This window comes from Tangfeifania diversioriginum (assembly GCF_900141875.1).
In the GTDB taxonomy this organism is placed as follows: domain Bacteria; phylum Bacteroidota; class Bacteroidia; order Bacteroidales; family Prolixibacteraceae; genus Tangfeifania; species Tangfeifania diversioriginum.
Genome location: NZ_FQZE01000003.1, coordinates 146,851 through 159,428, shown reverse-complemented (window position 1 = coordinate 159,428; position 12,578 = coordinate 146,851). Strand labels below are relative to the sequence as shown.

10 protein-coding genes are annotated in these 12,578 nt (G+C 37.8%); all 10 read left to right on the top strand.

What is annotated here, in order from left to right:
* Nucleotides 1-129: 129 nt before the first annotated feature.
* The 10 genes from BUC07_RS03005 (at nucleotide 130) to BUC07_RS02960 (ending at nucleotide 12,554) form a co-directional block, all read left to right on the top strand.
* Nucleotides 130-1,011 (top strand): SMP-30/gluconolactonase/LRE family protein, encoded by an 882-nt coding sequence (locus BUC07_RS03005; RefSeq protein WP_073165318.1) that lies wholly within the window; start codon nucleotides 130-132, stop codon nucleotides 1,009-1,011.
* Entirely contained in the window at nucleotides 1,012-2,016 is a 1,005-nt protein-coding gene (locus BUC07_RS03000) for a Gfo/Idh/MocA family protein (protein ID WP_073165315.1), read from the top strand.
* A gap of 437 nt (nucleotides 2,017-2,453) precedes the next feature.
* Entirely contained in the window at nucleotides 2,454-3,995 is a 1,542-nt protein-coding gene (locus tag BUC07_RS02995) for an LA2681 family HEPN domain-containing protein (protein ID WP_073165312.1), read from the top strand.
* Nucleotides 3,996-4,476: 481 nt separating this feature from the next.
* Entirely contained in the window at nucleotides 4,477-5,637 is a 1,161-nt protein-coding gene (locus BUC07_RS02990; RefSeq protein ID WP_073165310.1) for an FRG domain-containing protein, read from the top strand.
* Nucleotides 5,638-6,250: 613 nt separating this feature from the next.
* Entirely contained in the window at nucleotides 6,251-7,576 is a 1,326-nt protein-coding gene (locus BUC07_RS02980; protein WP_073165304.1) for an ATP-binding protein, read from the top strand.
* A 416-nt stretch (nucleotides 7,577-7,992) separates the two neighbouring features.
* On the top strand, nucleotides 7,993-9,096 hold the full coding sequence (locus BUC07_RS02975) for a Fic family protein (RefSeq protein ID WP_073165554.1): 1,104 nt from the start codon (nucleotides 7,993-7,995) through the stop codon (nucleotides 9,094-9,096).
* 127 nt (nucleotides 9,097-9,223) lie between these two features.
* The gene (locus tag BUC07_RS21410) at nucleotides 9,224-9,355 is read left to right on the top strand and encodes a hypothetical protein (RefSeq protein ID WP_262509485.1); all 132 of its coding nucleotides are present in this window, start codon (nucleotides 9,224-9,226) and stop codon (nucleotides 9,353-9,355) included.
* Nucleotides 9,356-9,373: 18 nt separating this feature from the next.
* The gene (locus BUC07_RS02970) at nucleotides 9,374-9,727 is read left to right on the top strand and encodes a virulence RhuM family protein (protein WP_073165301.1); all 354 of its coding nucleotides are present in this window, start codon (nucleotides 9,374-9,376) and stop codon (nucleotides 9,725-9,727) included.
* Between the two features lie 33 nt (nucleotides 9,728-9,760).
* Entirely contained in the window at nucleotides 9,761-10,105 is a 345-nt protein-coding gene (locus BUC07_RS02965) for a virulence RhuM family protein (RefSeq protein WP_073165298.1), read from the top strand.
* A 22-nt stretch (nucleotides 10,106-10,127) separates the two neighbouring features.
* On the top strand, nucleotides 10,128-12,554 hold the full coding sequence (locus tag BUC07_RS02960) for an alpha-L-rhamnosidase-related protein (RefSeq protein ID WP_083578065.1): 2,427 nt from the start codon (nucleotides 10,128-10,130) through the stop codon (nucleotides 12,552-12,554).
* Nucleotides 12,555-12,578: the final 24 nt, after the last annotated feature.

Here is a 12,578-nt window from a genome sequence, read left to right as displayed (position 1 = left end):
AATGACAGCATGGATTTACTGTTTTTTACTCATTTTGCCAATAAAAATTAATAGGATACTCAGCGTGACATTAGATTTCAAAATATAATTTTCGACGCCATAATTGGAATGTTTTTTAATTAATTTAAAATGAAAATATTAAGTATTGCTTTCTTCCTGCTGCTTTCATTTACAGGCTTTTCTCAAAATAGCCAAATTGTAGCAAAAAATGCCGAAATTGAAAAAGCCGGAACCGGCTATTCATTTACCGAAGGACCGGCAGTGGCCCCTGACGGGAAAGTTTATTTTACCGACCAGCCCAATGACCGGATTTATGTGTGGGATGAAAATGAAGGCGTTTCGCTGTGGCTGGAAGGCACCCGGCGTTCAAACGGAATGTATTTCAACGACAAAGGCCAGCTGGTGACCTGTGCCGATTTGTATAACCAACTTGGTTATTTCGATGAAAATAAGGAGTTTCATCTCATTCACGAAGGGTACAACGGGAAATTGCTTAACGCCCCCAACGACTTGTGGATTGCACCAAACGGAGGCATCTATTTTTCGGATCCGTATTACCACCGGAGCTGGTGGAATGAAAATCGTGGCGAAGAACAGGATGTGCGTGGTGTGTATTACCTGAGCCCCGAAGGAGAGATAATCCGGGTAATCGACGATTTCAAACAGCCCAACGGCTTGATTGGAACACCCGATGGAAAAACGCTTTACGTAGCTGATATCAACGACGACAAAATCTGGAAATACAACATTCAGCAGGATGGAACGCTCGCAAATAAAACTTTTTTTGCGCCCAAAGGAAGCGACGGAATGACCATCGACAAAAAGGGCAATGTTTACCTCACATCAGGAAAAGTGTGGGTTTACAACCCGGAGGGCGAACTGATTCAGAAAATTGAAGTGCCTGAAAGTCCTTCGAATGTTGTTTTTGGCGGAAAAAAACGAAAAACCCTTTTTATTACCGCACGCACATCGGTTTATACATTGAAAACAAAAATGAAAGGAGTTGATTAAATGATAAAAATTGTAGTAGTAGGATTTGGGTTCATGGGAAAAACCCACACCGGAAATATCCTGAAAAATCCGAATGCCCGGTTAGCGGCCATAGTGGATAAAAACACGGAAAACATTCACGAAAACCTGAAAGGGGAATCCGGAAATTTTGACACCGGCAGCATTGATGCCGAAGAGCTTTCGAAAGTGAATATTTACAGCGATTTTGCTGAATGTTTGAAAACAGAACAACCCGATGCCTGTGTGATTGCCGTGCATACCAACCTGCATTTTGAAATGGCCAAAACGGCACTTGAAGCCGGAACCCACGTTTTTCTGGAAAAACCTTTTACACTTGACGTTGAAAAGGGGGAGGAGCTTTTGAATCGGGCCCGGAAAATGAATAAAATTATGATGGTGGGCCACGTGGTGCGTTTTATGCCTCCGTATCAAACACTGAAAAACTGGATCGACAGCGGGGAACTTGGCCGGCTGGAATTTCTTTCGTTGTCGCGGTTTTCGGGTGTGCCCGCCTGGGGCCAGTGGAAAGACAAGCAAAAAGATTTTGGCTCATCGGGCGGCGCTTTGTTCGACCTGGTCATTCACGACATCGATTTTGCCCAGTGGGTTTGCGGTGTTCCCGTTAAAATCACGGCCAACTGTTTGCCGGGCAAACTTAGTAACTACGATTATGTTTCGGCAATGTGGAAATACGGCAATTCGGAATTAAATGTGAAAATTGAAGGTGGCAACACCTTCCATACCCGGTTTCCGTTTCAGGCCGGATTTTCTGCCCGCTTCGAAAATGCAAGTGTGCATTATTCAACAAATGATCCGGATAACATTGTTATTGCTACCGATACTGAAACCAAAACAGTTTCTGCAGGTGAGGGAAACGATGGATTCCTGTCCGAAATGAACTATTTCATTTCCTGTGCTGAAGAAAACAAGCAACCTGAAAAATGCATGCCGGAATCGGCGCTGGAAAGTATTAAGATTTGTTATTGGCATACCAACGAAATTTGAATTCGGTAAATAATTTCTCGCTTTACAGGATAGTTTTCTTTAACAGGAAATGATAATAAATTTCTTAAATTCTGAAATATATATTGTTTCGATAATTGGTTTTTCATATTTTGGAATTTATTTGTTATTTGTTATTTGAGATTTGCTATTTCGCTTATAACCATTAATATAAGGCTTTTATTTGCTTTTTCGGGCAGCAATCCCTAATTTAGCTCACCTTATTGTTTAACAAAAACTGAAAACCAAAACCTGTGCGAAATTCCAAATCCAACAAACCATCCCGGATTGCTTCCCTGCCCAACTTCTTTTTGCAACATGACAGGCAAACCGAGTTACTTTATAAAATAAGAAAGGTTGACACTATTTCCGGCGGGAAGAAATATTGTATAGCTGTGGATCACAGACAACATAGTTATCTTCAAGCTTAAAAGAGTACCATGCAAGAAGCAAAAGAGTTAAAAAATAGAATTGATACTTTTCTTAACAACAGAAAATATAAAGAGGCATTTGACGAATTAGAGTCTCAATTTTCTGAATTTTCGGAAAAGGAAAAAGATGATTTGTACTTGTTAGCTGAAATTGCAGGTTCATACATAAATCTTGGAAGTGAAGCATATAAAAGAGAAGCAGTTATTAAAGGGCTAAAATTATTCAATGATAATAAAGAAGTTCTTAAAAAATATATTAGAGAAGATAGCATTGATTATTGCTTAGGAAATGGTTATCATGCTCTTTATAAAATTTCAATTCACAACAATACTGAATTCTTTCCCAAACCAGATGCAGTTAGAGAGTATCTTTTCGATGCGAAACAAGCATATTTAAAATCTTTTAAAAAATTAGACTTAAAAAATCTTGACCAATATTCCATTCAGGTTCTAACAAACTTAGGGAACAATTTAAATCATTCTGGTAGGATAGTAGAAGCTTTACAGCTTTTTGACACAGTATTAAAATTCAATCCCAATTTTCCTCAGGCTCTAGTCTCAAAAGCAGATGGACTTTTATATATGCTTCGAGCTGCAAATACTGAAATAACAATTTCCTTGTTTTTGGAAGTTTATAACCTATTTACAAAAGCACTCAAAAATCCAATTCATTTGGATGTAATAAAGAATACCGTAGAATCTGGGTTGCAAAAAAGCAAAGAGTTTTTACAAGCGAATAATTTTGATTTCAAAAAAATTGGTGAGGAGAAAGAATTAAATAAGCTAGAATATCAAAAACATTCGAAAGAGACTAAATATTATCTCGATAACTTTTTGAATTTATCAGAGTACGGTTTATACTGTAAATGCAACGGAGCCAAAATTGACAATCTAGTGATTGGCTATCCGGGATTAATAACAAATGACAAAAAAATAATTCATTTAGAAATGCTCCATAATAGAATTAAGTCAGAATTTTCTTTATCTAGAAGTTTATACTTCGATTACTTGTTTAAAGAAAATAATGACAATGTACACTATGAGGACTTATCATTTGATATACACAATGGTGTTAAGCATGAAAAACTAAGAACAAGCTTTAGGCTCTGTTTTGGTATCCTTGACAAAATAGCAGAAGGAATTTGTTATCTTTTTGACCTTGATGTCGGAGTAAATGAAAACATTTATTTCGAAAGTTTTTGGCATCATTATAAAGAAAAATCTAACAGGTGGGAAAAAATAAATTCATTTAAAAATATTCATCTTACTGCTCTTTTTAGTATTGCCTGTGACTTAAATAAAAAAAATGGAGAATTTGGATTTTATAAAGTCTGGAGAAATAAAATTGAACATGGTATTTTCTCAATTACAGAATCAAACGACTCAAAATTGAGTTTAATATCAGATAAAAAATTTTCTGCACATACCTCAAAAGAAGTTTTTGAATTAAAAACAAAACATCTTCTACAATTAACTCGTTCAGCAATTTTTAGTTATGTTTTTTGTGCCAGAGAAGAAATGATAATTAAGAATGAAAAAGCCAGAAGATAATAAATAGGAATATGAGCGGTCGGCACGACCCAGCGATTATTCTGTGTTGAACTACAACCCGGTTTATTTTGCAGGATTTTTTTCTATGTACTTAACGAGGGTTTTAGGTTTGGTTGTTGTTGAAATTCAGGTGATTATTGAATTCTTAAACTACTCTGCAAGAAGTCGTAAACGATACAAAAATAAGAATTTCATTTGTTATATATTTAAAATTTTTGGGGCGATAGAAAATTGAAACAATTGAATTAAGATGAAATTCATTTTCAACGGAATAAATGAGTACTTTGTGAGTGTTTTTAATTCAGCTATCCCGCAGGGATTTAGTTCAACATTTTGTATAAGTAATGGCAGGGAAAGTGTTAAATATCAAGGTTTGTAGCCCGCTCAATCTACGTAGCGGTTTGACAGGTGATAAGCCCGCAATCTGCCACTACTCATACAATTTACCGTTAGTTGCCAATTTAACTCGACACTTCCCAAAATGAATAAATATATTGACATAACGAAAGAACAAATATTCTCTTTATTAAAAGGAAATGAAACTGACAGAATAAAAGCTGAAGAAATAAGAAAATTACGAAACAATAATTACAATCCGTATCCAAATGGTTGGAATAGACTTGATTTTTTCAAAGAAGTCTTTTCTGACATGTATATTGATGGTTTCATTATGACATATCCACATGGGACAGTAATAAGGCAAGCTCAAAGAAGTTATTATTATAGGGGAGAAAATCAACTATTTGACTCATCTCAAGCTTCGCTATATCGTAGGTTAAGTAAGATGAAGAATTCAAAGGAATTATTGATTGAGGAGTTTGTTGCTTACATGAGAATTGCAGATTTTCTTGAACTATTACTAAAATTAGACCATACTCAAAAGTTTATATCGCGCCAATATTCATTCAATAAAGCACCAGCCAAAATTTATATTGATTTGTTATACGAACAATTAGCTCAACATTATGGACTTGAAACATGCTGGTTGGATATTACAGCTGACTTCGAGGTTGCCCTATTTTTTGCTTGTTGTAAGTTTGATAATCAATCACATAAATGGGAACCTCTCAACAAGGAAGATTTCAAAAAAAGCTATAAAACTCAATTTGGCGTAATATTCCAAAAACAAACAAATCATATAAATAATCTAATACCATTGGAATCACAACCGGTTAAAATTTTACCTGTAGGATTCCAGCCTTTTATGAGATGTCATATGCAAAACAGCTATGTTGCTATGATGGATAAATCACATTGCTTGCAAAAAGAAAACACTTTTAAAAAATTTCGATTTAAACATGATGAGGAATTATGTAATTACATATTTAATCAAATGGACCTTGGAAAAAAGATATACCCTCATGAAGGATTAAATTTAATGGAGGCAGAAATTGACAAAATTAAAAGACGAAAAATATTTTCAATTGAAACATTCGAGTATGTATGTGAAGACCCTAAATTTAAATCACTTAATAAAGAGACATTGAAGCAATTTTTAATGGATTTTGGGTATGAATTAAAGAATTCTCAGAATGTCATTCCAAAAGAAGAAATTGAACAAATAAATAAATTATATGCAAATTTTAATATGGAGCAGACATACAAAATAAAGTTTAGGACAAGATTAACTGCTTCAAGATGAAAAATCGGCACCTAATAAATAGGACTCTGAGCAGCGTGCAGCGCCCAGTGATGAGTCCATGTTGAACCCGCCTGAATGACATAGTCGGGCAGGCTACAACCCGGTTTATTTTGCAGGAATTTTTTCTATGTACTTAACGACGATTTTATATTTGGTTGTTGTTGATATTCAAGTGATTATTGAATTCTTGAAATGCTCTGCAAGAAGTCGTGAACGATACAAAAATAAGAATTTTACTTGTTAACCTGCACTATTCATAAACTTTGTTTGCAATGAATAAAATGCAGGTCATTCAAGACGACTTGTAACAGAAGATGGGGAAGTATTAAAATCAGTAATCGAGAGAGCAGTAAATTTATTAGATACTTGTGAATGCTCTCCTTCTTGCTATCGTAGCTTACGTAATTATGAAAACCAAAAAATCCATGAAATTCTTGACAGAGAAAATGCACTGAATTTTTTAAAACAATTAGGATAATCTGAAAATAAATTTTAAAAATGATAACAGAACCAGCCCACACAGTCAAGCACATTTGGAATTTGATCAAAACCATGCAAAAGAGGTAATCAATTGAATGAATTTGTAACATCAGAAAGGGTATGTTTGTAACTTATGCAGGAGCAACAAAACATAGAGTGGAAAGAAAGTTGGCGCGATGAATACCTGAAATGGATTTGCGGTTTTGCAAATGCGCAAGGAGGCAAAATCTACATCGGCAAAAACGACAAAGGCGAGGTTGTTGGTATTGATAATGCCAAAAGATTGATGGACGACTTACCAAACAAAATTGCAACCAATTTGGGGATTATTTGCGATATTAATTTACTGGTCGAAAATGAAAAGCAATTCATTGAAATAATTATCGAACCCTATCCTAACCCTGTAAATTACAAAGGTCAATATCATTACAGAAGTGGCAGTACAAAACAGGAATTAAAAGGTGCTGCACTCGATAAATTTATGTTAGAACGCAAAGGGAAGCGGTGGGATGGTGTTCCTTTTCCAAACATTTCAATTGCCGATTTAAAGAAAGAAACCTTTGATTTTTTTAGAAAAAAAGCTGTTAAAGCGCAACGGATTGAAGACGATGTATTGACAGATACAGATGAAGATTTAGCTGACAATTTGCAGTTGATTGAAAATAGTTACTTAAAAAGAGCAGCAATTCTTCTATTTCATCCAAAACCCACAAAATATGTTACCGGTGCATTTGTCAAAATTGGATATTTTGAGACTGACGATGAATTGAAATTTCAGGATGAAATTACGGGAAACATCTTTGAACAGGTTGAAAAAACAATGGACTTGCTTTTTACCAAATACATCAAATCATCAATAAGTTATGAAGGTTTAAACAGGATTGAAAAATATGAATATCCAAAAAATGCTGTTCGTGAGGCACTTTTAAATGCTGTTTGTCACAAAGATTATTCTGGTGGTGTCCCAATCCAAATTAGCGTGTATGACGATAAATTGATTTTTTGGAATGAAGGACAGTTGCCTGAAAACTGGACAATTGAAAAGCTATTGACTAAACACCCTTCAAAACCTTTCAATCCTGATATTGCAAATGCTCTTTTCAGAAGTGGGTATATTGAATCTTGGGGAAGAGGAACGATAAAAATAATTAACGAATGCATTCAATTTGGTATTCCCCAACCCAAATATTATTACGACATGTCAGGCTTTTGGGTGGAGTTTAGAAAAGATAGTTTTAGCGTTGAATATTTTGAATCTCTTGGATTAAATCAGAGACAAATTGAAGCTTTGAAATACGTAAAAGAAAATGGCAAAATTACGAATAGTGAGTATCAAAATATAAATGGTTGCTCAAGAAACACAGCAAGTAATGACCTTACTGAGTTAGTGAATAAAGAATTGTTGGAAAGTAGTGGACAAAAGGGAGCTGGATCTTATTACATTTTAAAAAATGTGTAATTGCACAATAATTGCACAAATTGCACATTGACAAATTAAACCAGCCCACACAGTCAAGCACATTTGCAATTCACACATGCCAACATACACTCCAAAATTGCAAAATAACTTGTCTGGCTGGCCCCTCTTTTTTGCCGTCCCTAAAAATTAATTTTTTGGGGACAGCAGTTCTCCGATTGGAAGATTTGATTTTTTTAAATGCTTGGTAAGCAGCTGATGATGAGCAAAGGTCAGCAAGAAATATTGTGTATAGTGCATTTGGGGTATAGTGCTAATTTCATCGGCTACAAATATTATTTCCTACATTCAAAAAAATAACCATGCAACGAATAATTTGATTATTTGTCGCAATAAATGCGACGATTAATTTTTTGTGCAGCAAATAAACCATATATTTGATGCAAATCATGCAGCGAATGAAAGCATTTATTTATCAACAGGTCAATTGGCCAAATTTCACCTGGAAAAATGATGAGATAGTTTCCTTGCTGAGTGAAGCGAGGAATTTACAGGGCAGACTCATGGGGAAAATGGAATCGTTGGGATTCGACCTGAAGAATGATGCCCTGCTTGAAACGCTGACACTCGATGTCGTAAAATCGTCAGAAATTGAAGGCGAATATTTAAACCCCGACCAGGTTCGCTCCTCAATTGCCCGCAGGTTGGGAATGGAAATAGCCGGTTCAGTTGAGTCGGACAGAAATGTTGACGGTGTTGTTGAAATGATGCTGGATGCCACACAAAATTGTTTTAACCCGTTAACAACCGACAGACTTTTTGATTGGCATGCGGCACTGTTCCCGACAGGACGAAGCGGAATGTACAAGATAACAGTTGCTGACTGGCGAAAGGATACCACCGGACCCATGCAGGTTGTATCGGGCGCTATGGGTAAAGAAAAGGTGCATTTTCAGGCACCGGATTCATCACTGGTTGAAAAGGAAATGATGCTGTTTCTGAATTGGTTTAACAAAACTTCAAAAATTGATTTGGTCCTTAAAGCAGCAGTAGCTCATATATGGTTTGTTACCATACATCCGTTTGAAGACGGGAATGGCAGAATTGCAAGAGCATTGACGGATATGCTACTGGCTCAGTCAGACAGAAGCAATCAGCGTTTTTACAGTATGTCGGCACAGATACGAACAGAAAGAAAAGCGTACTATGAAATACTGGAAAAGACACAAAAAGGGAATCTCGATATTACGGATTGGATGATATGGTTTTTAAAGTGTCTGATAAATGCTTTGCAATCGACTGACGCTGTGTTGGGCAGAGTTTTGTTTAAAGCGGATTTTTGGTCAAAGCATTTAAAAACATCGATAAATGTAAGGCAGAAGAAACTGTTGAATATGTTACTGGATGGATTTGACGGGAAACTGACTTCCTCAAAATGGGCAAAGATTGCAAAATGCTCGAAAGATACTGCGATACGGGACATCAATGATTTGATAGACAAAAACATTTTGCAAAAAGATGCAGCAGGAGGACGGAGTACAAATTATGAATTAGTTAAATGAATCAGTACAGACAGGCAACCACAATAGGCATATTGCAATCCCGGGATTAAACAAGTTCCACACAAATTTTGGCAGCATGTGGTTAAAAAGAAACTGAGCCGGGAAAAATGGTAAAAAAGAAATAAATATGGCAGATTCAGAAATGCTACTTTATCAAACCAAAATTGATGTTCAACTGCATTTCGCCAGAGCGATGGATAAAATATTTTTACAAAACCTTATCGAAAAAAGCCAGTCTGTTCATTTAAAGATTCATTAATTTTGAGAAATAACAGAAATGAATAAATCGGAAATTCAAATATTTACAACAATAGATGGAACAACAGAAATTGAGGTTCAACTTGATAATGAAACTGTTTGGCTAAATCAGTATCAGCTTGAATCTTTGTTTGAAACAAACAGGACTTCGATAAACCGGCACATTTCAAACATATACAAATCTGAGGAATTAGAAGAAAATTCAACTTGTGCAAAAATTGCACAAGTTCAAAAAGAAGGCGGACGGAAAATTAAACGAAACATCAAATATTACAATCTTGATTTAATAATTGCAGTAAGTAAAACAGAAGAAAAGGGAACAATTATAAAGATTATCGTAAATCTGATAAACAAAAGAAATAACACAAGGTGAAGTTGGGAAAACAGTAAAAGAAGAAAATACATAATGTCAGATTCAGAAATACTACTCTATCAAACCGAAGACGGGCAAACGCGAATTGATGTTCGATTAAAAGATGAAACCGGTTGGCTTTCGCAGGCACAAATGGGCGAACTTTTTCAACCCACAAAACTAAATGGGAGCCTGCACATTCGGAACATTTTTAAGGAAGACGAGCTAAACGAAATTTCAGTTGTCAAGGAATCCTTGACAGCTCAACCCGAGGGCAAACGCGAGGTTCAGCGAAATATGAAAAATACTTTAACCAGGATTAGAACCGAAGATGCTCAGATAATGAAGGAGTTGGAAGAGGGATTAAAAAATCTGGAAAACAAAAAGCAAAACAATTAAAATCAGTTATAAATTACAGACAATGATGAAAAATCTTTCGGTACTACTTTTAATTTTTGCGATGGCATGCAAATCCCCCGACGCTTCCAAACCGGAATTGATGAATGAAGCCGTGCCTGTTTGGGCCGAAGGTCGCGAAACAGAAATGAACCTGACACTGGGGTTTCAGGGCGTTTTTCAGGCTGAAAAAAACAGCGGATTTACATTGCGGTTAACCGGCTCCACACTTTACCGTGTTTTTTTGAACGGCGAGTTTCTGGGATACGGTCCGGCACGGACAGCCCACGGTTTTTTCCGGGTAGATGAATACGACATCGGAGATGTGTCGAAAGCCGGCGAAAATGTTTTGGCTATTGAAGTGGCCGGTTACAATGTGAACACCTTCTACACCCTCGACCAGCCTTCGTTTTTGCAGGCAGAACTGGAATCGGACGGGAAAATTGTTCTGGCCACCGGAAGTGACCCGGGATTTAAAGCATTTGAATTGAAAGAACGCCTGCAGAAAGTGGAACGGTACAGTTTTCAACGCCCGTTTACCGAATACTACCGGTTAGGCGAAGGTTTTGATGACTGGAAAACGTCGGCAGATGTACCGCTCACTCCCGTGAAACTTGCGGAACAGCCCGGAGGACAACTGATTCCGCGAAACCTGTTAATGCCCGGATTTGAAACTTTACAGCCTGATGAAATTTATGCCAAAGGAACTGTTGATTTTCAAAAACCTGAACGGTATTACAAGGACCGGTCGCTGGTGAACATCAGCGAGCAATTTAAAGGATACCCGGAATCGGAAATCGAAGTCTTGCCCTCGCAACGGATGCAGGAAATGACAACCCAAAATATGACGCAGGTTTCAGAAAAATATTTGGAAAATCCGGTTGCTCTTTCTGAAAATGAGTTTGCTACCTTCGATTTTGGCACCAACCTGTCGGGATTTATCGGAAGCCGCATTAGCTGTTCTGAGCCTTCCACCATCATTTTCCATTTCGATGAAATACTGACCGACGGCGATGTGAATTCCAAAAAGCGGATGCCCGACGTGAACAACCAGGTGGTTTACGAACTGGAACCGGGAACTTACAACCTGGAGACCTTTGAATCGTACACATTCAAATATTTGAAAGCGGTTGTAACGAAGGGAAGCTGTACCATTCACGATGTTTACATCCGGGAGTATGCCTATCCTGACAATCCCCGGGCAACTTTTGCCAGCAGCAATCCAAAACTGAACGCCATTTACGATGCTGCCAGGCAAACCTTCCGGCAAAATGCAGTGGATATTTTCATGGACTGTCCCTCGCGCGAACGGGCCGGCTGGCTGTGCGATAGTTATTTTATGGCCATCATGGAAAAAGGGTTTACCGGCAAATCGGACGTAGCCCACAATTTTTATGAGAACTACGCGCTGGCCGATAGTTTTCAGTTTCTGCCCGACGGCATGCTGCCCATGTGCTATCCGGCCGACCACAACGACGGGGTATTTATTCCTAACTGGGCCATGTGGTTTATCGTTCAGGTTGAAGATTATGCCAGCAGGGGTGGAGACCCTGAGTTGGTTGCAAAGCTGGAGCCCCGGATTGCGGCGTTGCTCGATTATTTCGAAGCCTTTGAAAACAAATCCGGCCTGCTGGAAAAACTGGATAGCTGGATTTTTGTGGAATGGTCGCGCGCCAACGATTTTGTGCAGGATGTGAATTATCCCACCAACATGCTTTATAGTGCCGCCCTGGAAAAAGCCGGCAAATTGTATCAGAACGAAACGTGGTCAAATAAAGCCGGCAAGGTGAAACAAGCCATTCTGGAACAATCGTTTAACGGCGATTTTTTTGTGGATAACGTCGTGCGCGGTGAAGACAAAGAGCTTATTGTTACCGAAAATACAACCGAGGTGTGCCAGTATTACGCTTTCTTTTTTAACATAGCCTCACCCAAAACCCATCCGGATTTGTGGAAAAAACTAACCACCGAATTTGGTCCCAACCGCGACGACACGAAAACGTATCCAAATGTTTTTCGCGCCAATGCGTTTATCGGCAATTACCTGCGCATGGATATTCTTTCAAAGTACGGATTGCAAAGTCAGTTGCTTAACGAAATCCAGGATTATTTTTATTCCATGGCGGAAATCACCGGAACCTTGTGGGAAAATATGAGTGCGCATGCCAGTTGCAATCATGGGTTTGCCTCCTATCTGGGGCATGTTCTGTACCGCGATGTGTTGGGAATCAGTAATATCGATTACCTCGAAAAAGAAGTAACCATCCGGTTTGCCGACATCGGCCTGGACGAATGTTCCGGCTCCGTTCCGGTTGACAACGGGGTGATTGAGCTGAAGTGGAAACACGCCGATAATCAGGTTCACTATTCGCTGAATGTGCCGGAGGATTTTACGGTGAAAGTGGAGAATTTAACGCCATTTGAACTGGTGAAGAATGAAAGTCACAGATAACAGGAACTGCCCTCTTTTCAAATA

What these genes read in the sequence shown, in the direction of transcription:
- BUC07_RS02960 (WP_083578065.1), top strand. Translation starts at nt 10,128, where the DNA reads ATGATGAAAAATCTTTCGGTACTACTTTTAATTTTTGCGATGGCATGC.
- BUC07_RS02980 (WP_073165304.1), top strand. Translation starts at nt 6,251, where the DNA reads ATGCAGGAGCAACAAAACATAGAGTGGAAAGAAAGTTGGCGCGATGAA.
- BUC07_RS02990 (WP_073165310.1), top strand. Translation starts at nt 4,477, where the DNA reads ATGAATAAATATATTGACATAACGAAAGAACAAATATTCTCTTTATTA.
- BUC07_RS03000 (WP_073165315.1), top strand. Translation starts at nt 1,012, where the DNA reads ATGATAAAAATTGTAGTAGTAGGATTTGGGTTCATGGGAAAAACCCAC.
- BUC07_RS02970 (WP_073165301.1), top strand. Translation starts at nt 9,374, where the DNA reads ATGAATAAATCGGAAATTCAAATATTTACAACAATAGATGGAACAACA.
- BUC07_RS02995 (WP_073165312.1), top strand. Translation starts at nt 2,454, where the DNA reads ATGCAAGAAGCAAAAGAGTTAAAAAATAGAATTGATACTTTTCTTAAC.
- BUC07_RS02975 (WP_073165554.1), top strand. Translation starts at nt 7,993, where the DNA reads ATGAAAGCATTTATTTATCAACAGGTCAATTGGCCAAATTTCACCTGG.
- BUC07_RS02965 (WP_073165298.1), top strand. Translation starts at nt 9,761, where the DNA reads ATGTCAGATTCAGAAATACTACTCTATCAAACCGAAGACGGGCAAACG.
- BUC07_RS03005 (WP_073165318.1), top strand. Translation starts at nt 130, where the DNA reads ATGAAAATATTAAGTATTGCTTTCTTCCTGCTGCTTTCATTTACAGGC.
- BUC07_RS21410 (WP_262509485.1), top strand. Translation starts at nt 9,224, where the DNA reads ATGGCAGATTCAGAAATGCTACTTTATCAAACCAAAATTGATGTTCAA.